The 21,479-nt window shown below is 60.4% G+C and carries 19 protein-coding genes and 1 pseudogene; 10 read left to right on the top strand and 10 right to left on the bottom strand.

The window, feature by feature from the left end:
* The first annotated feature begins 120 nt into the window (after positions 1-120).
* On the top strand, positions 121-570 hold the full coding sequence (locus tag LMG28727_RS04435) for a GlcG/HbpS family heme-binding protein (RefSeq protein WP_236591600.1): 450 nt from the start codon (positions 121-123) through the stop codon (positions 568-570).
* A gap of 92 nt (positions 571-662) precedes the next feature.
* Here the strand turns inward: LMG28727_RS04435 and LMG28727_RS04430 are convergent, their stop codons facing one another.
* Positions 663-1,037: a VOC family protein gene (locus tag LMG28727_RS04430; protein WP_201641086.1), complete on the bottom strand. Its 375-nt coding sequence runs from the start codon at positions 1,035-1,037 to the stop codon at positions 663-665.
* A 32-nt stretch (positions 1,038-1,069) separates the two neighbouring features.
* Entirely contained in the window at positions 1,070-1,792 is a 723-nt protein-coding gene (locus LMG28727_RS04425) for a helix-turn-helix transcriptional regulator (protein WP_201641085.1), read from the bottom strand.
* Between the two features lie 378 nt (positions 1,793-2,170).
* Here LMG28727_RS04425 and LMG28727_RS04420 point away from each other — a divergent pair, with 378 nt between their 5' ends.
* Entirely contained in the window at positions 2,171-2,983 is an 813-nt protein-coding gene (locus LMG28727_RS04420; protein WP_201641084.1) for a 2OG-Fe(II) oxygenase, read from the top strand.
* Between the two features lie 120 nt (positions 2,984-3,103).
* Here LMG28727_RS04420 and LMG28727_RS04415 read toward each other — a convergent pair whose 3' ends face one another.
* Positions 3,104-3,454 carry a DoxX family protein gene (locus LMG28727_RS04415; protein WP_201641083.1) on the bottom strand — a complete coding sequence of 117 codons (351 nt, stop codon included), beginning with the start codon at positions 3,452-3,454 and terminating at the stop codon, positions 3,104-3,106.
* Positions 3,451-4,374, bottom strand: a complete 924-nt coding sequence (locus tag LMG28727_RS04410) for an NAD-dependent epimerase/dehydratase family protein (protein ID WP_201641082.1) — start codon at positions 4,372-4,374, stop codon at positions 3,451-3,453. The genes LMG28727_RS04415 and LMG28727_RS04410 overlap by 4 nt, the downstream gene beginning before the upstream one ends.
* Before the next feature lie 128 nt (positions 4,375-4,502).
* Between LMG28727_RS04410 and LMG28727_RS04405 the strand changes: the two genes are divergently transcribed.
* Positions 4,503-5,108 (top strand): TetR/AcrR family transcriptional regulator, encoded by a 606-nt coding sequence (locus LMG28727_RS04405; protein WP_201641081.1) that lies wholly within the window; start codon positions 4,503-4,505, stop codon positions 5,106-5,108.
* 252 nt (positions 5,109-5,360) lie between these two features.
* Here LMG28727_RS04405 and LMG28727_RS04400 read toward each other — a convergent pair whose 3' ends face one another.
* The 4 genes from LMG28727_RS04400 to LMG28727_RS04385 all read right to left on the bottom strand — a co-directional run bounded on the left by LMG28727_RS04400 (position 5,361) and on the right by LMG28727_RS04385 (position 10,806).
* A complete protein-coding gene (locus LMG28727_RS04400; protein ID WP_201641080.1) occupies positions 5,361-5,831 on the bottom strand; it encodes a bleomycin resistance protein in 471 nt (156 codons plus the stop codon).
* Positions 5,832-6,244: 413 nt separating this feature from the next.
* Complete coding sequence (locus LMG28727_RS04395) at positions 6,245-7,276, bottom strand: phosphotransferase enzyme family protein (RefSeq protein ID WP_201641079.1); 1,032 nt, start codon at positions 7,274-7,276, stop codon at positions 6,245-6,247.
* Positions 7,277-7,729: 453 nt separating this feature from the next.
* Positions 7,730-9,211 carry a dipeptidase gene (locus tag LMG28727_RS04390; protein WP_201641078.1) on the bottom strand — a complete coding sequence of 494 codons (1,482 nt, stop codon included), beginning with the start codon at positions 9,209-9,211 and terminating at the stop codon, positions 7,730-7,732.
* Positions 9,212-9,549: 338 nt separating this feature from the next.
* Positions 9,550-10,806: an MFS transporter gene (locus LMG28727_RS04385; RefSeq protein WP_201641077.1), complete on the bottom strand. Its 1,257-nt coding sequence runs from the start codon at positions 10,804-10,806 to the stop codon at positions 9,550-9,552.
* 629 nt (positions 10,807-11,435) lie between these two features.
* Between LMG28727_RS04385 and LMG28727_RS04380 the strand changes: the two genes are divergently transcribed.
* The 4 genes and pseudogenes from LMG28727_RS04380 to LMG28727_RS04365 all read left to right on the top strand — a co-directional run.
* Positions 11,436-11,936: a hypothetical protein gene (locus LMG28727_RS04380; RefSeq protein WP_201641076.1), complete on the top strand. Its 501-nt coding sequence runs from the start codon at positions 11,436-11,438 to the stop codon at positions 11,934-11,936.
* A gap of 212 nt (positions 11,937-12,148) precedes the next feature.
* The gene (locus LMG28727_RS04375) at positions 12,149-12,685 is read left to right on the top strand and encodes a hemerythrin domain-containing protein (protein WP_201641360.1); all 537 of its coding nucleotides are present in this window, start codon (positions 12,149-12,151) and stop codon (positions 12,683-12,685) included.
* 211 nt (positions 12,686-12,896) lie between these two features.
* Positions 12,897-14,747 (top strand): thiamine pyrophosphate-requiring protein, encoded by a 1,851-nt coding sequence (locus LMG28727_RS04370; RefSeq protein WP_201641075.1) that lies wholly within the window; start codon positions 12,897-12,899, stop codon positions 14,745-14,747.
* Positions 14,748-14,859: 112 nt separating this feature from the next.
* Positions 14,860-15,153: pseudogene (locus tag LMG28727_RS04365) on the top strand (GMC family oxidoreductase); the annotation flags it as partial.
* Between the two features lie 100 nt (positions 15,154-15,253).
* On the opposite strand, the gene LMG28727_RS04360 reads toward LMG28727_RS04365, so the two are convergent.
* Positions 15,254-15,742, bottom strand: coding sequence for a universal stress protein (locus LMG28727_RS04360; protein ID WP_201641359.1), 489 nt, complete (start codon positions 15,740-15,742; stop codon positions 15,254-15,256).
* A 263-nt stretch (positions 15,743-16,005) separates the two neighbouring features.
* On the opposite strand from LMG28727_RS04360, the gene LMG28727_RS04355 reads away from it, so the two are divergent.
* From LMG28727_RS04355 to LMG28727_RS04345, 3 genes are all read left to right on the top strand, one after another.
* Positions 16,006-17,172 (top strand): HPP family protein, encoded by a 1,167-nt coding sequence (locus tag LMG28727_RS04355; protein ID WP_201641074.1) that lies wholly within the window; start codon positions 16,006-16,008, stop codon positions 17,170-17,172.
* 87 nt (positions 17,173-17,259) lie between these two features.
* Positions 17,260-17,676 (top strand): MarR family winged helix-turn-helix transcriptional regulator, encoded by a 417-nt coding sequence (locus LMG28727_RS04350; RefSeq protein WP_201641073.1) that lies wholly within the window; start codon positions 17,260-17,262, stop codon positions 17,674-17,676.
* Between the two features lie 2 nt (positions 17,677-17,678).
* The gene (locus LMG28727_RS04345) at positions 17,679-19,478 is read left to right on the top strand and encodes a chloride channel protein (RefSeq protein WP_201641072.1); all 1,800 of its coding nucleotides are present in this window, start codon (positions 17,679-17,681) and stop codon (positions 19,476-19,478) included.
* A 564-nt stretch (positions 19,479-20,042) separates the two neighbouring features.
* On the opposite strand, the gene LMG28727_RS04340 is transcribed toward LMG28727_RS04345, so the two are convergent.
* Positions 20,043-21,479, bottom strand: coding sequence for a cytochrome c (locus LMG28727_RS04340; protein WP_201641358.1), 1,437 nt, complete (start codon positions 21,477-21,479; stop codon positions 20,043-20,045).

Genomic DNA, 21,479 nt, shown 5'->3' with positions numbered 1-21,479 from the left:
GCCCGTCATTCTCTCGTTTCGTGGAAGAATGTTTGACGGCTCGCGCACCTATACGTGGTTGGGTCGCCGCCGTACATTCTAGCCATGTTGACACCCAATTAATTCCGCAGGAGGCGATTAATGACTCAACGCAACGAGAATGACATGTCCATGAGCTACAGCAACCGTTTCAACCTCGCCGATGCCCGCCGGGTCGTAGCTGCGGCCGAACAGGAGGCAGCACGTCACGGTTGGCCCATGGTGATCGCAGTTGTGGACAGCGGCGGACACCTGGTGCTTCAGCAACGGCTTGATGGAGCGCAACTCGGCAGTATCCACGTTGCGAGACAGAAGGCCGAAACAGCCGTGTTGTTCCGACGTCCCACGCGCGTTTTCGAAGAAGCAATCGCGCAAGGCGGACTCCACCTGCGCCTGCTCGGTATGAATAACCTCGTGCCGCTGGACGGGGGAATTCCATTGATTCGCGACGGTGCAGTGGTCGGCGCGATAGGCGTGTCGGGCATGCGTTCCGACCAGGACGCGCAGGTCGCTCAAGCCGGCGCTGACAAGCTAAACGCAGCGGAGTCGTGAGGAAAGCAGCGGTCCGGGGTCCAGTCGCGACAAGACAGCCGTTCGTGAACGAGCGAACGGCAACCCGGCCAGCCGCTGTCACGGCAGTTTCCTCAACTCATGGGGCGAGAAAATATGTTGACGAGATTCCCGTCGGGGTCGCGCAGCAACAGCGAGCGATTGCCCCACGGCATTGACGTCGTCGGCATCACGATGGTTGCGCCGGACGCATTCATCCGTTCGAACACTGCGTCGACGTCCTCCACTTCGAACTCCAGGATTGCCGATCGATTTGCAGCCGATGTGGCAGCACCGACATTGAAAAGTTCGATCAGATGCTCAGCCGAAATCGCAAGCGTCGCTCCTTCGAATCGCATTTCGGCGAATCCATCGGCCGGACGTACGGCCTCTATGCCGGAAAGTCTTTTATAAAACTCGACCAGGCCGTCGATATCCCGGGTCACAACACGAACCGATGCGAACTTCATTTTGAGCTCCTCGCCAAGAAAGGTAGCTCAGTCTAATGGTCGATACTGTCAGATTCTGGCAGTATCGTGCGACTGGCGAGGTGATTGAGCCTACGCCACTCACGAAGCAAGGTTGACCGCCTTTTGGGGTAGCGCACGTCCAGCTGCTCGACATTCGAGATCCGGTCGGACCGGAAATTCCGAAAATCAGCTCGAAGCTCGCACCAACACATCAGGACCCGCGCCTGGTCGAAATACACCAGGGCGAAGGGCCACACGACACGTTGCGAATGAATCCCGCTGGCGTCCACGTAGGTAATATTGAGCTTCTGCTCTCCCCGGACTGCGACACGCAAAAGGTCGGGTGAGACCTCGTGAGCAGGTCTTTTCAACGGCGCGCCAACCAGCAGCGACGACTCCGCCAGTTCGCGACGCAGTTCAGGGGGCAGTACGGCGGCGATCTTCGCAAGCGTACTCAACGCACCCGACGATAGCGTCTTGTCGCCGCGATCGGCCACCCACCGCATGCCAAGAACAAGGGCGTCGAGTTCCTCTGAGCGAAACATCATAGGCGGCAGCATGAAGCCCGGCTTCATAACGTAACCAACGCCCGGCTCCCCCTCGATCATCGCTCCTTGCGCCTGCAAGCTGGCGATGTCCCGGTAAAGCGTGCGGATGCTCACGCCGAGCTCCTCAGCCAGGACCTGGCCACGCACCGGGCGCCGATAACGACGTAACACTTGCAGGAGTTGAAGCAGACGTTCGGAGCGAGACATAGGTGAATCCTCATATCGACACTGAAGTAATCCGACGACTCTATCGATTACTTCAAGTCGAATGCAATAGGTCGAGTCCAGACAGACATTGCATTGTTGACGATCCATGCGGCTCTGTCGAAGGTCTCAAACTGCCCGGCCACCGCCTCATACGATCTGCATCCCCAAGCTCAACCTCGTAAGGGCCACGTATCGACAGCACGCGATCCGATTGCCCCGTTAGATCCGACGGCGCCCCTATGGCCGTTCTCACGTAATAAGCGTCGGCCAAAGCCTTCGCTCGAGAATAAACGGTCGGTTTGTGCCACTCGTGTAGACTGCGCCGTCGTCCCAACAGATCGGCTACCTCGACCCGGCTCTTCGTCCTGAGTCCGGCGTGTGTCAACGCCCGCGTTCGACGCGATCCCACCAACGCTTGATGGTTTTGACCAACTGGTAGCAGGCCGGAACGAGTGCTCGACCGAGCCGCCAGCGAAAGAACAAATAACAAGGGATGCGTTTCTGGAACACCCCCTGATTGAAGTGGAAATCGAATTGCTGGGTGATGGCCGGATCGGCGACGCCGCTCCGGACGACGCAATCGATATCTCGACGAATTCCCGATCCGGCGAATTCGACATCGCGGCAAGCGCGCTCGCCGTCAATGGCTGGTGTGTCGTGTCGAACTTTTTGTCACAGACCCAGACACAGGCATTAGCGACCGAATGCATGGAAATGTACGCAGCCCAGTTGCTGACACCAGCCCGTGTAGGGGCCAACCGCGCTGCCACGCTTTTGCGCGGCGATAGTACGCGCTGGTTTCAACTCGACGCGCTGAGTCCGCGGCAGCAGCCATTCGCCGATCGCATCGAAACGCTACAGAACGCGCTCAACCGCGAGCTGTTTTTAGGTCTGGTCGAGAGCGAATCACACTACGCGGTATATCGGCCAGGTACCGGATACGCACGCCACCTCGACTGTCTGCGTGATAACGACAGCCGCGTGATTTCCGCCGTGTTCTACCTCAACGAAGCGTGGCAGGACGCCGAGGGTGGCGCATTGCGGCTCTACCTTGCCGATCAGACACATCACGATGTCTTTCCGCGCTCCGGAACGCTGCTGTTGTTTCTCTCTGCACAATTTGAACACGAGGTGCTGCCCGCGACGCGCGACCGCATGAGCATCGCTTGCTGGATGAAACAACGGGTGTAAGACCGGCAGCACGCGCCCCATAAGCGACGGTCGTCGCTCTCAACAACGGACTTCGCCAAGGGCCCGCTGCGGATTCCAGGCTTCGCATCCCCCGCTCACTCGCCTGATGGCGAGGGGGCCTCAACTGCGGACCGCCACAGTAGCCACAATGAGAGCCGAGAAGATCAGCGCCGGGGCAAGATGCCGGAACGGCTCCCGGTTTCGTAGCAACGTGAAGAGCGCGCCGATCATGATCGCACCGGTCAGCGTCAGACCCAGGACTCGGGTTGGTTGTCCAAGCAGAAGCGCTGCACCGCACAGCTCGAGAGCGCCACAAAGCAACCGAAACCATGCCGGGTAACCCCAGCGTGCAAAGTCGCGCTTCACTGCGCCGGGTCCTGCGAGGTTGACCACGCCAGCAACGGCGAACAGAACCGCTACGATCGTCGCGAGAAGCGTTTCGATAGATGCAATGTTCAACGCCATCGTCATACTCCGTTGCTTTGCTGAAAGTGCTTCCGTATAGAGAGGTCCGCAAGCAGGCCGGGGCCGTGGGGTTCCCACGCAAGAACTCGCCGGGCATGCTGGCCGCTTACTGTCTGGTCGAGCGCCAGTGCGTCAGCAAATGGCCCAAGCGAATTGCGTGCATCGTCGAGCGACCAAAATTCGACGCGGTCGGCGCCGACCGAGGCGCGAATCACCTCGCCCATTTCGGCAACGGCAACGGCATCTTCTGCGACTACGTTGAAGATCTGTCCCGTGACCCGATTGTCCCCGCTTGCCGCCCGCTCCACCGCGCTCAGATAGGCCGTGGCCAGATCGTCGACGTGCACGGCGGGCCAGCGGTTGCGACCATTGCCGACGACTCTCACGGTGCCAGTCTGCCCGACCATGCCGGCGAGCATGCCGAAGATGCCGCCGCCGTAGCCGTGCACCATCGCAGGCCTGAGGATCACCGCAGCAATCGAGCGGCGTGTTGCTAGCGCCAGCACCTGCTGCTCCACTGCGGGCCGCCAGCCGATGAGCGGTGTCGGGTTCAGCGCCGATGCTTCCGTCACTGGCTCCCCTTCCGTATTGCCGTACACCCAAATGCCCGACGTATAGACAAACGCCGCGCCCGGACGCAAATGCGAAAGTATCGCTACCGCCGCTGCCTCATCAGCTTCAGCGGCGCAAGCATCGTTGGTCGACGCCATATGCACGACGCCCTCAGCGGCGCCTGCAACCGCAGCGAAAGACTGTGGCTCGCGCAGGTCGCCGCAATGCAGTTGCACGCCGAGACGTGCCAGAGCGATCGCGGCCGCCGACCTGTCTTCGCGCACCAGCACCGTCACCTGATGGCCGAGGCTGATTGCCTTGCGCACGACCGCTTGCCCGATAAAGCCAGTACCACCTGTCATGAACAGTTTCAAAGCGTTCTCCAATGATTGACCGCGAAGTTGAATAATCAGACAAACGAGACTCATCGGTCTCGTTTTGACCAATCTAAACGAGACTCACCAGTCTTGTCAACTATTCGACGATCTGTTATTTATCCGGGATGAACACGTCCACTCTTCCCGACCTGAGCCCGCTGCAACGCCGTAAGCGGATCGCCATCCTCGATGGCGCGAAAGCCGTCTTTTTAAGCCAGGGGTTCGGCCTGGCAACGATGGACGATGTCGCTGCGGCCGCTGGCGTTGGCAAGCAGACGGTCTACCGCCACTTCAAGTCGAAGGAGGCGCTGTTCGTTGGTCTGGTCAGCGCGATGTGCGCTCAGGTGGGTGGATTTCTTGCGAGCGCTCAGGACGAGCAATCCGATGGAACACCCGAAGTCGAATTGCGCGAGTTGGGATGGATGTTGGCACGAAGCCTTATTACCCAAGATAACCTGCGGCTTTACCGGGCGATCGTTGCTGAGGCCGAGCGTCTTCCGGAACTCGGCCAGGTGTTTTACGAAAACGGTGCAAAGGTCGTGCGTGCCTTCGCCGCAAAAATTCTGCGAAAGCGATTTGACGAATCGACTGCTGCATTGCGGGCAGCGACATTCGTTCAGTTGGTGCTAGGCGACGCCTATCTGGAACTGTCAATTGGCTACACAGTGCCCGATGTTGAAGCGCGCTTTGCGCTGCAGATTGACGAGGCGGTGGCGGCTGCACTCCGCTAAGGAGCGCGGCATAAGATGTCGAGCCATTGCATACCAAGCACGACAGTTTGTAGGGTGGACGCGGGACACCGCCCTGCTTGACGATGACTTTGTCGTCATAGTCCACCGTTGCCTCGAAACAAATAACCTCGCATCCGGTCACGAGCAGCTCTACAAGCGGATCATCTGCGCCTGTTCATCGCCTTCGCGGATAAGAGGTACACGTGAATCGATGGCGGCTTGAAGATTCACTGCCAGAGCACATCACACACCTTACTTGACGAGCTCGCGTTGAGCTGGTCGCCGTCCCAAGCTGGACACGAAACGCACAAGATAGCCGTCCGGGTCTTGCACCAGGAACTGATGCACTCCGGCTTCAACCTCTCCAGTGCGATACCATTTTTGCTCGGGCGCCAGGAAAAGGGGCCAGCCGGCACTCTCCAACGCGTCGAGTATCGGTGCAAGCGCATTGACGCTCACCTGAAAATTCACTCCTCGCCCAAGCGGGACCTCCAGCTGAGCCGTGACCCAGTTTCGTCCTCGCCCCCGCTCCTCCAGCATGAGCTGCGCACCATCGCGATCGAGATAGGCAAAGCCTTCATCCAGACGGTGGTAAGCGACGGCGAACCCGCATAGATCGCGCCAGAAACGTAGGCTTGTGTTCACGTCCGTGACTAGCAGCTCGGGCACGAGCTTCGCCGCTATGAAGGAAGGCTGCAAAATATCTGGCTCCTTTGAAGTCATGCGTTTGTCTTCGCAGCTAAGCAGCGCGTCGGCGATTCCATACGATTTTACGGTTTTCGCCTCCGCGATTGTTGCCAGTCTGGGGAACGCATTCCACGACTGCAGCTGGCCGTGCTGCGACCGCTACACCGCTCAAACTTGACCGGTTCGTGCTGTGGTCGCATGCACAAAACCGCGACCTGCAAATAACTTCTCTGATTCATGCGTCGTATCCGGCATCGGGTACTCCCCCTTCTCGAAGTGAAGGTTGTACCGATCAGGAAACGAAGACCGATTGCCGACAATATAGAGCGCCCGGTCGAGCGTCTCCTGCTGGCCGGCTGCTGCTTGATAGTTGGTTAGCTCGACCCAGGAGCCGGCCCGTCAAGCAACTCATACGCGGCCATCACCACGGTGGCATTCGCGTGTCGCCGTCAGCCCGGAGGCGTGTCGAGCGCTTTCCACTGCTCGAGCCTGTCGACCTGTTGCCGTAGCCATCCAGGCGGAAGCACGGCGGAACCCCATTCGTCGCTGCGGCTCGCATACTCACCCAAAAACCAGAAGTGCCGCGCGGAAACAAACAACGCAATTGCCGCAAAATCACTCGAAGACAATGGCGACGATTCGCAATAGCCGTCGATGAAGCACTTCCATCGTTCACATTGCTCGGCGCTCAGCTTTGGGTCCTTGCTCTGCAACAAACTCGACCAGAGGTACACGGCGAGATCGTACGCGAGGTAACCCGGGCCGCCGTCGTCGAAGTCAAAAAACGAAGCGACGCGACGCCCGTCCGGAGCGTCTGTCATGAACGTGTTTCCGCCATGGCAGTCACCGTGGCAGGCGACCATGGTCAATTGCGTCGTTGCTTCGATCCTTGCGATCAGGTCCGAGGCAATGGCGCTGAAGCGCCCTACCAGAGTCTCGTCCACCGACGAGTGATTCACAAGCCGTTGTAACGGTCGGCTAACCAGATGCTGGAGATCCAGCACATATTTGCTCGCCGGCCCGCTGTAACTTTGCGCGAGGCGATGCAGTCTGGCGAGACTCGCAGCCATCGTCTTCGTATCGTGAGCGTCGACTCCAGGAGGATCGCCTGCCAGGAACTCGAAGACGACTAGAGATCGGCGACCTTCCGCTGCGTCGACCTCGATACTCAGCGCACCCGTGTGAGTAGGAATCGGCGCCGCCACATCGCCCCCCGAGGCCTTCAGATGGCAGAGCAGTGAGGTTTCGTAGGCGACGTTTGATTCTCCTCTGGCTCGACGCGAGCTGAGACGAGCTATCTTGCTGTGACCATCGGCGAAGCGAAGACGATAAACATCGTTAAAACCTCTTCTCAATAGGCCGCATTCGAATGGTGAGTCGAACGGATAGGCCGAGGCGATGAAATCGCGGAGGTCTTTTCCGTCTACCGTCGAATACGCGGCGCGAAGTGGCCCAGATGACACGGTTCCAAGGTTTGCCATACAGACGCTCCCGAACTGGACAGACCGACCATTTTCTATGCGCCTCCTTTCAGCAAGCTTCCGGGGAGACATATAGTTCGATCATCGCCGGACTGAAGAACACTGAAGAACAGGTTCGATGCATCGCTGTCCAGTTACACGATCGATAATCTGAGCTTCTTCGACTTTCGCGCCGGGCCGAACCCGGCCGTGCGATCTTTGGATCGGGTCTCGACCGAAAGCGTTCGCGACATCACCCTGGCGGTCCGGGACATTGCTTCGGCGTTGAGCTTCACTGATGCGTCGAGTTTTACGCGCGCATTCCGTCACGCTTCCGACATCGCGCCGACGGGATTGCATGATTACGCGTCCTTGCGCCAGCGCGGAATGCAACATGCAGGTCGGGAACGCTTCACGTAGACCGCCATCGTTGAATAGATGGGATTGTCAGCTGCGAGCAGATGCGCGAGTTAACTAAACCATCGAAGCGTCGAACACGCGCCGATAGTTGCCGCCGAGAACCTGTTCCGTTTCAGACTGCGAGAATCCTGCTTCGAGTAACGCGCTGCCAAGCGACGGCAACTGTTCGTAGCTGCGGAATACCGGCGGTGAAATAAAGCCAAGCATGTCGGAGCCCAGCCCGACATGGTCGACACCGACCACCTCTGCCATGCGTCTGAAGCCGTGCGCCATGCCCTGCAGGTCGTGAAAAGTACCCGAGCTGGGCCATACGCCGACGACACCACCCGTGTCCGCGACGGCGCGTGCATGGTCGGCGGTAATCAGGCGGCTGCGCGCGCCCGGATGCGTCGCCAGCGCGGTGTGCGACAACACCAGCGGCCTGGTCGTCACGGCTGCGGCGCGCTTGACCAGATCGTACGTACCATGCGCGACATCGACCACGATCCCCAATCGATTACAACGCCGCACTACGTCGGCACCAAAATCAGTGAGTCCGCCATGAACCGGCGGCTCGGTCTGGATGTCGCCGAGTTCATTCACGCGATAGTGCGTCAACTGCAGATGCCGCAATTGATGCTGCGTATAAGCCTCGTCAACGCGCTCCAACTGACCTTCGAGAAAATCCGCGCCCTCTGCCGCAATGATCACGCATGGCCCCTGGTTGCCGGCCGACGCGAGCGCCGCGGTGTCGGTCACGACAATCAACTGTTCACGGGCGACCAGTTCGTTCACCCGCGCGAATTCCTGTTGCGAGAGCCGATACAGTTCGCCGGGCTCTGGCGTACGCCATGCTTCAAAACGCTTGCGATCGGCGGATACGCGCGTGGCCGTGGTGTCCGTGACAATCGCAACGCAGATGACGTTCATCCCGCCGGCGAGCATCGGAGCGCTCACCGCCGTCAACGGACGATGCACACCGATCGCGGGATCGCGCGACACGATCACGTGACCGGCGTGGCTATGCATGTCGATCGTTCGCGCACCCGGGGACGCGCGCCACCCCGCGTCGGCATCGGGCGCACGGGATTCATCGTGCGTATCCGCGTATGCTGCAAAGCGACCGGGCATGCACGCAGCGAGACCCAACGCGGAGCCCGACATAAGAAATACGCGTCGGCTCATCGCGGCCGGCGCTCTCACCGGATTGTCGGGGTCGACCAGGGTCGCGGCCTCCAGCCGGTATCGCCAGCCCGCGGGATCGTCGGCCAGCCGCCGCAAACGGCCACGAAGACGCACCGGCTCCCGCCCCGTGCCCAACGCGACAGGCTCGCTCACGGTGACCTCGATTGAAGACAACGGATCGCGCGGTATGCAGCCGCCGCAACAGGGTTGCGCGGCGGCGAGCAGAAAATAATCGGCGGTCGGCAACGTCGGATCTAGCGGAATCATCCACCCGGTTATCGTCACTTCCGACGCATGTTGCATGGCAGCGCTATCGTTAGCGATAGCGCTCCATTCAAGTTCCGGTGCGGTGTGTGGATTGACGGTTTGCATGTCGTCCTGATCGTGTGTGGGCCTCGGGCCGTTTGAATACTTTTATGCTCGGCGACAGGACGAAATGTCGACGATCCCGGTGATCTTGTCGAAGCTGCGCGGGGCTCGAATCGCGCCCCGCCACTTGAAACAGCCGACGCCGATTGCAATCGAAGCGATAAACGTTATAACCGCCCCAACGACAAGAATTTTGGTCCATCGCCCCATGCGGATCTCCTTGACCGAACGCATTCGATGTCAACTAAACATTACGCTCCCGTTTCACCGGCGCCGCCACGCTGATTGCCAAAAATCGCTGCAGTGAGGCGGCGATAGCAGTCACATCGGGTCACGATCGATCATGCCCGGTTGCGCAGGCGTTGAATCGGTGCGGCGGGACTGAACGCATACACCGCTGCACCTATCACCAACGGCAATGCGGCGGTTGCAAACAGCGGCGCGTAAACCTGCGCAGCAGGAACGTTCGCGAGTCGCAACGCGCCCGCTATCCTGCCGAATCCCCCGCTAGCTAACGCGACGCCCAGGAAGACGAGACTATTGAGTAAGCCCAACGCAAGCCCCAACCTGCTTGCAGGCACAATCGCCCTCGCTTGCGACATCACCAGCGGATGAATCGAACCCACTGAAAACAGCACGCAGATCAGTCCCACACCGAGCGCACTGCTCGCGTCCGGGACCACAGCAAGTACCAGGGCCGCAAGCGCGCCGGCCAGCAGCCAGATCAGGGAAATGCGCTTCGGCGCCCCGTAACGCACCATGACCGGAATGCAAAACGACGCACCTGTGCCGACAACACTCGCGATCGTCATCGCATTTCCACGAGCCACGATATCGAAATGGAAAACATCTGCGAGATAGGGGCCGCCCCACGACGTACGAAACGTGCCGCCCACCGACATCGCAAGACATGCTGGCGCCAGTGTCCAGAACCGGCCATTGCGTCGGAACGGAGCGCGCCGTGTCGCCACAGTGGGCGATGCATGACCCAACGACTCGCGACGTTTCACGAAACGGGCCACGCCGAGCGTGCCGCAGAACATGGCCGCAGCAGCGACCATCATGGCCGGTCGCCATCCCACTTGTGCCGTGAGCTGCCCGAGCGGCGACGCGGCGGCCAGCGCGCCCGCCATACCGATAGCGCTCGCGATAGTGACCGCTCGGGTCTGCGCTGGGCCGGCGCCGCTGGCCAGTGCATGGTTGAGCAGGCCCATGAAAATCGGTGCGCAGCCCAACCCTATTCCCGCCTGCGCAACAATCGCGACCCAGGCGTGGGTCGTGCTTGAAAGCAAGCTGGCGCTCAACGCCCCTACGCCCATCAACGCCGCAGTCGGCACACGCACCCCGAAGCGGTCGAACAGCATGCCAACCGGTATCTGCACAATGGCGAAAACGAGAAAAAAAGCCCCTGCGAACCAGCCAAACATTGCGGGTGTAAACCGAAAATCCGCGATCAGCTCGGTGGAGATGACCGCAACGTAACTGCGGAAAAACTGACTCAGCACGTAGCTGAAAGTCAGTGCCCAAAGCCCGTAGTCGCGTCGATACATCGACGTCTCGCTGCGGTGCCCGGAATCCTCGCGACGGGTCTCAGACATCGGCGATGTCCCCTGGATGGAATGACAGAAATAATACCCGCTCGTTGCGCATGCGGGCGCCGCGTCGGGAGCGGGTATTCGGCGGGCGGTAGCCGGTCAGCGCTGCGCGCTGTGCCGTCGTCGCGCTTGAATCGATTCGGGATTGGTGACGGCTTCATACGCGAAAGGCGCGGTGGGTCGATCCGATTGAACGTCGATCAAAACTTGCGGCGCAACGTTTCTGCAATCTGTGCAACGATCGCGCAGTGAGTGGGTGATCTGCCTCTTCCGCGCGCGCAGCGCATGAGGCTGACACGCACGGGATAACCTCCTCCCGTAGGTCTGGCATCAAGCAACTGTCCATTGGATAGACTTCATGATCGGATCGATGTATTGGCGATTCCGTTCGCGTCACGGCTATGCAAAATTTCGCTACCGTGACGGCCTCTTTCGTGCCACGCTCTTTGTGTAGGCAGCATGCTACGTAACGCCGCAAACAGCCTGTCTAAAGATGGCTCTGTGCAGCCTGCCTGCTAAATAATGCCCAAGACGGTGGTCGCTGTTTGCTGCACCGTACGATAGCCCTGCTATGTCAGACAGCATTCTGGCCGTGCCTCTTTTGTCATACCCAGCCTGGTGAGGGATTACTCGTGCCGAATCGTTCCAACTCGACGCTGTTCCTGATAGTCGAACGTGCCATCGTCAGCCTGTATGACGGCGGGGTGCTATCACCTGCGGTACTGGAACGCGTAATGGGCGCGTTCGCTGAAGACGGCGTCGACTGGCAAACGGATACCTCGCTGCGTTCCGTGGATGGCCGCTCGCTGCATGAAATCGTAGTCTCGACCATGATGCCCGCTACGCCGCAAGAGTCCGTTACGGAATCGTTTCTGGCAGTCGTCGCGCACCTGACCGACGGGGGCGCGCCCCATGGCATCGCGCGAAAGGATGCGCAGACTCAGAAGTCGCAGCGCGCGGCTCGCAAGAAGCCGCCGCCCGCGGACGACGCCGCAGACAGTGACGAACTTCTCGCGCAATTATCGGGTAGCGCCACCCCGGCAGCCAGGCGACGCACGAATACCGAGAAGCGACCTCGCGTAACCGCTGGCTTTAATCCGTTTGGCAGCGCAACCCCACCGCGCAAGAAATAGCAGCGAGGTGTCCGGCAGAATGTGTGCGCGTACAAACGTCGCCGGATCAACCCGTGCCGTCCCTTCGGTTCCCACTCGGCGTTTCAACACATAGTCTGATTCGCTCGCCGGCGCCGCTGCCCTTGCCTTCCCCGTAGGCACAGGGCTTGCTCGTTAAAGATTTAGCCGAGCATTCCATCCTGGAGTCGAACGGCAGTAACGAGGAGATCAGCATGGAAACGGCGCAAAAGCACAATTCTGAATCGGGCTCCGCCTCTGAGGACGCACTCACTCTACTAGTGGCGGACCATCGCGCGGTCGAGAAACTCTTCAAGGCGTTCGAGCGGGCCGCTGAGGACGACCTCGACGCCAAGGCAACGCTTGCTCAACGCGCATGCGAGGAACTATCGATCCACACGATGCTGGAGGAGGAACTGCTGTATCCGGCCGCTCAGAAAGCGTTGCCTGACAGCGACCTAGTCGACGTCGAAGAGGCATACGTTGAGCATTTCCTCGTGAAAACGCTGATCGCGAAATTTGAAACGATGAAGGCGGGCGACAAGGGCTTCGATGCAACCTTCAAAGTGATGAGCGAAATGGTGAGTCATCACGTCGAGGAAGAGGAGGAGGAGCTTTTTCCCGAACTACGCAAATCGACATGCAATCTCCACGCGCTCGGCGCGAGGATGGCGAGCCGCAAGGCGGAGTTGCAAAGCAGGCTGGATGCGGTCGGCAGTAAATCGGTAGGCGACAGAACCGAAATGCTTTGAGTTCTACAACAATAAAAGAGCCGCCACTCATCGCGTTGTAAGTTCAGCAGGCTGCGAACGGTGCGGGGTGAACGTTGCCCGCTCACCCGCACGGCGCAGAGAACATTTAATCTCGCAACACATTACGTTCAGCCTTCGATCGCGCGGAACGTTGCTTGCTTGCCGAACAATGTCAGTTTCCCTCGTGCATTTTCGATCCAAGGAGCCAGCGATGTCAGAGTCCGTCGGCGATTTCATAGTTGAACGACTTCACGCGTGGGGCGTTCGGCGCATTTACGGTTATCCGGGCGATGGCATCAACGGTGTGTTCGGCGCGTTAAACCGCGCGCAGACCAAAGCGCAGAAGCATCGCAAACAGGAAGATGGCAAGAGCAATGACGCCGCCGGCCCGATCGAATTCATCCAGGTTCGCCACGAAGAAATGGCCGCCTTCATGGCGGCGGCGCACGCGAAATTCACCGGCGAGCTTGGCGTCTGCATCGCCACCTCGGGCCCCGGCGCCTCGCATCTGATCACGGGCCTTTACGACGCGCGCATGGACCATATGCCCGTGCTCGCGATCGCCGGTCAGCAGGCGCGCGCCGCCTTGGGTGGCCACTATCAACAGGAACTCGACCTTCTCTCGCTGTTCAAGGATGTCGCCGGCGCGTTCGTTCAGCAGGCCGCCGTGCCCGCCCAAGTGCGCCATCTGATTGACCGTGCTGTACGCATAGCCATCGCCGAACGCAAGGTCACGGCGCTGATCCTGCCCAACGATCTTCAGGATCTGCCTTATGAAGCGCCGGGCCGCAAACACGGCACCCTCCATTCCGGCGTGGGCTATCACGCCCCTCGTCTCGTGCCCTACCCGGACCATCTGCAACAAGCCGCCGATGTCCTGAACGCCGGCAAGAAGGTCGCGATCCTCGTCGGAGCGGGCGCGCTGCACGCGACCGACGAAGTCATCGCCGTCGCCGAAAAACTGGCTGCGGGCGTGGCCAAAGCGCTGCTAGGCAAGGCCGTGCTGCCCGACGATCTGCCGTGGGTCACGGGGTCGATCGGGCTGCTCGGCACCAAGCCAAGTTACGACATGATGGCCGAGTGCGACACATTACTGATGATCGGCTCCGGTTTTCCGTACGCCGAATTCCTGCCGAAGGAAGGCGCGGCGCGCGGCGTGCAGATCGATCTCAAGGCCGACATGCTGAGCCTGCGCTATCCGATGGAAGTCAATCTGGTCGGCGATAGCGTCGAGACCCTGCGCGCGCTGCTGCCATTGCTCGAAGAGAAAAAGGACCGAGCGTGGCGCAAGCGGATCGAAGGGTGGACCCAGGACTGGTGGAAAACGCTCGACAAGCGCGCGCATGAACCCGGCAAGGATGCAGTCAATCCCCAGCGCACCGTGTGGGAATTGTCCAGCCGTATTCCCGCGAACGCGATCGTGACGAGCGACTCCGGGTCGGTAGCGAACTGGTACGCGCGCGACCTGAAAGTGCAGAGAGGGATGATGTGTTCGCTGTCAGGCGGCCTGGCGTCGATGGGTGCCGCTGTACCTTATGCGATCGCGGCCAAGTTTGCGTATCCGCAGCGCCCCGTGATCGCCCTGGTCGGCGACGGCGCCATGCAGATGAACAACATGGCCGAGTTGATCACCGTGTCGAAGTACTGGCAAGACTGGGCCGATCCGCGCTGGATCTGCATGGTACTGAACAACAGCGATCTGAATCAGGTCACGTGGGAACAACGCGCGATGGAAGGCGATCCCAAGTTCGAGGCGTCGCAGGATATTCCGTCCGTGCCATATCACAAGTTCGCGGAATTGATCGGCTTGAAAGGCATCTACGTCGACAGCGACGAACAGATGGGTGCCGCGTGGGACGAAGCGCTGGCATCCAGCCGTCCGGTCGTCCTCGAAGTGAAAGCCGATCCGAATATCGCACCCTTGCCGCCGCATATCACGCTCGCGCAGGCGAAGGCGTTCGCGTCGACGCTGCTGAAGGGCGATCCGAACGAAGGCAGTGTGATCGTCGAAACAGCGAAGCAGGTGCTCAGCGCCGTATTGCCGGGTCATCACGACAAGTGAGGCAACCATGGTTGCCTCGCATCGTGTCGCCGCCTCGCAGGTGGCCTATCTGCTCACCTGGTGAATGAACCCACTTTCACGAGTTCAACCCTTTACGGGGTTGCTGTGCGCTATGGCGGGCGTGACGTATTCGCTGTGCGAAAACGACACGCGGTTGATCGCCCATTCACTGCACTTCATGGAACGGGCGGCGGCGGTAGCGGGCGGTGGCGAGATCTGACGCGAAAACGACGATATGTGTCATCTGAACGGCACCGCGCGCATGGGCTACGATCCGTCGACCAGCGGTGTCGACGCCGATTGCCGAAGCTGGGATATCCCTAACTTGTGGATTTGCGATGGCTCAGTGTTTCCGACAGTGGGCGGTGTGAACCCTTAGCTGACCATTCAGGCAATAGCGTGTTGAACCGACGACCCTATCGTCGAACTGGTAGCGCGCGGCGAACTGGCTGTGTGAGTGGTCCGGCGTGCGCAACAAGCATAGACGTGAACCGGCGCAATCCGATCTAAAGGTGTTCTGCTGACGGGACAGTTTCGTCGAGCGCTGCCTGCACACCGCTCCCTGGCCCCATGGTAACGAGCACACTGCAACTGACCCGATCAAGCAACAGACCGTCATTCCTGCCGCTCCACCAACGCGCCAGCCCCGTAGTACGACGGTGCCCGACGACGACCAGATCCACCTTCAGTTCATTTGCAAAGCGCGGAATCTGTTCGAGCGGATCGCCGACAGCGAAGTGCACGCTCGCACGAATTCCGCGCGCAGCAAGTTTTTGCCGCCCTTCATCGAGCAAACTCTTTGCAGACTCATTGACGAGATCCAGAGGAACCGCAGAGATGATATCGGCACCCTGTACCCACGAAGAACTGTTCAGGACGGAGAGCAGGTGGACTTCCGCGTTGAGTTCCCCGGCCAGGGAAGCACCGTCGGCCAACGCGTGTTGTCCTTCGCGGGTGCCGTCGTAACAGAGAAGAATGCGATGAAAAGTTGGCATGTCATTTCCCCTTGCGCTCTCTTGTTCAATCATGCGCCGATCCGCTGACGTGCTCGCTCGGGTGCTACGGTTACGTCGTTGCCAGGTCATCGCACCATCGATTCATTATATATCATCATGTGATATATGTGACGAGGTAACGTACTGTCAAATCGCCACTTATATCACAATGAAATATAATCATGACCAGAGTGTATTCGTGTTGCCGGGGTTTCCCCGGTAACTTCTGGCCGCGCATAACCGACTTTTTCTCTATCCCTATCTTGTCCCGCTCCGCCACTCTTCGCTGGCTTTCCAGCTTTATCCCCGCCCCGGTGTCAGTCAAATGGCAGGAGCGTGCACGTTCCTGTCTCGGTGCGCTGCTGGGTATCGCCTTCACTGGCGGGTCGATGTTTCTGCTGCTTGGGCCGGCCGCCAACATTCCTCTGCTGGTCGCACCGATGGGCGCGTCGGCCGTCCTGCTGTTTGCGGTGCCGGCCAGTCCTTTGGCGCAACCGTGGTCCATCATCGGCGGGAATCTTGTGTCCGCCACGATCGGGGTGACCTGCGCTCAGGTTGTCGCAGATCCGACTCTCGCTGCCGCACTGGCCGTTGCGCTGTCGATCGCCGGCATGTTCGCGTTGCGCTGCGTGCACCCGCCTTCCGGCGCGGTTGCGTTGACGGCGGTGCTCGGTGGACCTGTCATCCATGCGCTGGGCTACCGGTTCGTTCTGGAACCGATTGCAATCCAGTCGGCAGCGCTGCTTGCCGCGACGATCATCTATCACGCGGTCACCGGGCATCGCTATCCGCACGCAGGGTGGCACAGCCGCCACGCAGACAGCAAGCCTGCCGACGACGCATCACGCGGAGGATTCACACGGGCAGATCTCGACAGCGTGCTGAAGCGTCGCGGCGAAATGCTGGACATTGACCCGGACGACCTTGAGTCCCTGCTACGCGAAACCCAACTTCAGGCTTTCTCGCGCAGCTTCAACGAATTAAGCTGCGAAGACATCATGTCTCGCCAGGTGCTATCCGTCTCCCCGACCACTCGCGCAACCGCCGCATGGGGTCTGTTAAAGCGCAACAAGGTCAAAGCTCTGCCCGTAACCGACGCCAACCAGAACCTGATCGGCATCGTGACGCGCTCCGATCTCGTCGACAAACGGGTTTTTGGCCAGTATTTGCCATTCGCCACACGCCTGGACGGCTGGCTACGAGGGGACCCGTCACGTACCCCCAGCGTCGGCAGCGTGATGGCTACCGAGGTCCGCACCATCCGGGCAACGGCACCCATCACGGACCTCGTGCCGCTGTTCGCCAATCATGGCCACCACCATATTCCCGTACTGGACTCCGCAGGACATCTGATCGGCATGATCACCCAGGTCGATCTGATCTCCGGCCTCTATCGACAGACCGTGATCCACGCTCAACACGCTGCATAACGACACGGCAATCTTCACGAAGAGGTATAAAATAAATGCATCACTATATGATATATTTGCCGCTTTACTCGTATTGACAGGCATCCCATGAAAGTACGCACTCAAGGGTTGAGCAAAACCGACTTCGAACAACTGTCTGAGTTTCGCTATCAGATGCGGCGCTTCGAACGGTTCTCGGAGGAGGCCGCTCACAGCGAAGGCATTACACCGTTGCAATATCTGTTGTTGCTGCATATCAAGGGCTATCCGGAACGCGACTGGGCAACCGTCGGCGAATTGGCGGAGCGGCTTCAGTCGCAGCATCACGGTGTGGTTGCGCTGGTATCGCGTTGTGAGGCTCTCAGCCTGGTGCGCCGGCAGATCAGCGAGACCGACAGGCGGCAGGTTGAAGTGCACCTCGAGAAGGCCGGCGAACGCGTGCTGGCGAGACTGGCAGAATTGCACCGCGCAGAATTGAAGTCTCTCGAGGGTGCTTTCCAGATTCCACAAATCGACCTTGACTGACTATGAGCATGAATTCACACAAGCGTGATTTTTCGGCCAACGCGCGCTTACCTGGCATCTTTGCGCTGGCTGCATGCATTGGGGTCGTCAGCACCCTCGCCGCCTTCGTATTGCTGAATCTGATCCATTTATTCACCAACCTGTTCTTCTTCGGCACACTGTCCTTCGCTGAACGTTCGCCCGCGGGCAATACGCTCGGTCTTTGGGTCATTGGGGTGCCGGTGCTCGGTGGTCTGATCGTTGGCCTGATGGCACGATACGGCTCCGAGAAGATTCGTGGACACGGCATTCCCGAAGCGATCGAAGCCATCCTGTTCGGCAAGAGCAAAATGTCACCGAAGGTGGCTATCCTCAAGCCGCTGTCGTCTGGCATCGTGATCGGCAGTGGCGGCCCATTCGGCGCTGAAGGCCCGATCATCATGACGGGTGGTGCGCTGGGCTCCCTGATCGCGCAATGCGTGAAGGTGACGGCGGCGGAGCGCAAGACATTGCTGGTCGCAGGTGCCTCCGCCGGCATGACCGCCGTGTTCGGTACCCCGGTGGCTGCTGTGCTGCTTGCAGTTGAACTGCTGCTGTTCGAATGGCGGCCGCGCAGCTTTTTGCCAGTGGCAGTCGCCTGCGCCATCGCCGGCTTTACGCGCGCGATTTTCTTCGGCACGGGTCCGCTGTTTCCGCTTGAAACCGCAGCACCGGATAGCTGGTCACTGCTTTCCTGCGTGGTGGCGGGGCTGTTATCCGGGGCACTGGCGTCGGGACTTTCCGCTGCGCTTTACAAGACCGAGGACCTGTTCGGCAAGCTGCCAATTCACTGGATGTGGTGGCCTGCGCTGGGCGGAATCGTCGTTGGCATAGGAGGATGGCTCGAACCGCGCGCACTCGGCGTGGGCTACGACGTGATCGGCGATCTGCTCCATCAGCACATCGCATTGCAAATCGCCCTTCTGTTGCTTGCTGTGAAGGCCATCATGTGGGTCGTCGCGCTCGGGTCTGGCACATCGGGCGGTGTTCTCGCGCCGCTCCTCATGCTGGGGGCCGGCCTCGGCACGGTGCTGTCGCACTGGCTGCCGGGCAACCAGCCGGCGTTGTGGCCGCTCGTGTGCATGGCCGCGACGCTCGGCGCAACGCTGGGCGCGCCCCTAACCGCCATTGTGTTCGCTTTCGGGCTGACCCATGACAGCAATGCACTTCTGCCACTGTTGACCGCAACGCTGATCGCTCATGGTTTTTCGACGGTGGTCATGCGCCGGTCGATCATGACTGAGAAAATCGCGCGCCGCGGCTATCACATCTACCGTGAATACGGCGTCGATCCGCTTGAGCGGCACTATGTCGACGAAGTGATGACCGCCTCGGTCGAATCGATTGATGCGCAAATGACGGTCGCAGAGACACTGAAAGCGTATTTTGGTGCGAGCCAACTGCGCCGCGCGTATCCCGTCGTCTGCGAGGGTGCGGTAACCGGCGTGGTCGACCGGGGATTTCTTGAACGGTTCAGCAATGAAAATCCGGAAATGACACGCACCGCCACGCTGGCCGACGTGTTCGGCCAGAGCGTGCCGGCCTTTGCGTTGCCGTCGGAAACCTGCCGCCTCGTTGCGACAAGGCTGGCCGTGCAAAATCTTGAGCGGCTGCCTGTCGTCGCCGATCGAAAGACCATGCGCCTCGTCGGTATCGTGTCGCGCAGCGATCTGATCAAGCCGTCGCTCAATCATTTCGAAGAAGAGCACAAGCGGGAGCGTTTCCGGCGCTTGACGCCTTTATTAGGTAAACGGCGATTTGCGCCGGTCCGCAAATCTGGCTGAAGCTGGTCACGCTGTCAGGCTCGATAGTCGATTGACGCAGCCGCGTCGATCAGCGTCCTAGCGGCCCTGCCGGTTTGATGCATCGCGTAATCTCCCCCGATCGCCAGTCTGGGTGACCGGTTTTCGAAGTCGCGGATTGCTGTCTGAAGCGTTAGCCCCAAAAACCGTCATGGCTTTGTCGTCGTGTGGTGACTATTATCTGTTCGTGGCGCCCGTTGGCCGTCGTGAGTTTGTAGCCGGATGCGCTACAGCCACCCGCGGCCGACAAGTGCCACCCGCATCCGAGGCACGGTGGCCGCTGCTGCCGTTGCCAGGGGATGCCTAAATATCGACTCGCGCGGAAGATCAACAGCGTTGCTTCGGCTGATCGAAACTGGGGTGCTTGCTGTTTCCACGCGATTACAACAATCGCGGTCGCATGCAACCGCCGCACTAGTCGCCTCCACCGCCTCGACGGCGGCCGCCCCACCCCAGTGCCTGCGCCGGTCACTATCGCAACCTTGCTAATCGCATCACCCCGTCAGGTAAGTGGAATCAAAACGGCTTGTTCAGCCGGACTCCGGACTATTTGTGCAACGCGCTGCGCGCGCTCGACACATCGTGAGTCGTCACCGGCGCCGCTGCGTTACCCCACGTGTTGCGAATAAAGGTGAGCACGTGGGCCATTTCGCTGTCGTTGAGCTTGTCGGCGAACGGCGGCATCTTGCGCGACTCCGGCCCCTCCCCGGTATGCGGACTGCCGCCGCCTTCGACCAGCAGTCGCACGAGCGACGCCGTGGACGCCGACAGCACCGCAGGATTGCCCGCAAGCCGCGGATACTTCTGCGCTACGCCCGCACCGTCCGACTGGTGGCATCGCGCGCAATACGTCGCGTAGATGCCTGCACCAGGCCGTTCGACATCGCCGGTTTTCAGCGCTTGCGCGGTCTGCTGAGCGGCGCGCGAACGCCCATTGAACAAACCGCTCTGTGCGCGCGGCGGCAGGCTCTTCAGATACGCGGCGATGGCCGCGAGGTCCGCGTCGCTCATGTATTGCGTGCTGTCCTCCACCACCTGCACCATGCTGCCGAACGTAACCAGGCCACCGCCGTGTCCCTGCTTCAGGAACGCGGCAAGGTCGGCGGCGGAAATCCGGCCGAGCCCCGAACCGGGATCGCCGGTGAGGTTCGGCGCGAACCAGTGATCGTTGGTGCCGCCGGTCAGATAAAGCTTGCTGGATTCGGTATAGCCACGCTCTTCATACGCGGGACCGCGTGGCGTGTGGCAGGCGCCACAATGTCCAAGCGATTGCACGAGGTAGGCGCCGCGATTCCACTGCGCATCGCGTGCTGGTTCCGGCTTGAACGGCCCGCGTGGTGCGAACGCCCAGTCCCAGAACATGAGCGCCCAGCGCTGGCTGAACGGGAATGGCAGGCTGGTTTCGGGCGCGGCGATGGCAACCGGCTGAACGCCATGCATAAAGTACGCGTAGAGCGCGTGCATGTCGTCGTCGGAGATTTTGGCGAACGAAGGGAATGGCATCGCCGGATATAGCCGCTTGCCACCCGGTGCAACGCCGTCACGCAACGCTCGCGCGAAATCGTCATAGCTATAGGCGCCGATACCCACGTGCGGATCGGGCGTGATGTTCGACGAATAGATCGTGCCGAACGGCGACGCCATGCCAAGACCGCCGGCGAACGGCGGCGACAGGATCGGCTTGACACCCGGTTGGGTCGGGCGCGGCGCGGCCGTGTGGCAGCCGGCACAGTCGGCGGCTTGCGCAAGATAGGCCCCGCGAGCGATCTGCGCGGCGTCGGCGGCGCTGTTGACCGCGCCGCTCGCGGCAATAATCGTCGCGTTGTCGGCGGGCGCGATGACCGGTTCGGCCGCATCGACCCGCGTGACGCCCAGCGCTAGCGCCAGCGCCCACGCAACGATCACGATGAATCCCGCGCGCTTCCGCAGGCGTGAACGCGGCACGGCATGTCGAGCGGAAACGTAAGCGTCATAGGCCCGCAT

Source organism: Paraburkholderia metrosideri, from assembly GCF_904848625.1.
GTDB classification, from domain to species: Bacteria; Pseudomonadota; Gammaproteobacteria; order Burkholderiales; family Burkholderiaceae; genus Paraburkholderia; species Paraburkholderia metrosideri.
This window is presented reverse-complemented; position numbering and strand designations above follow the sequence as displayed.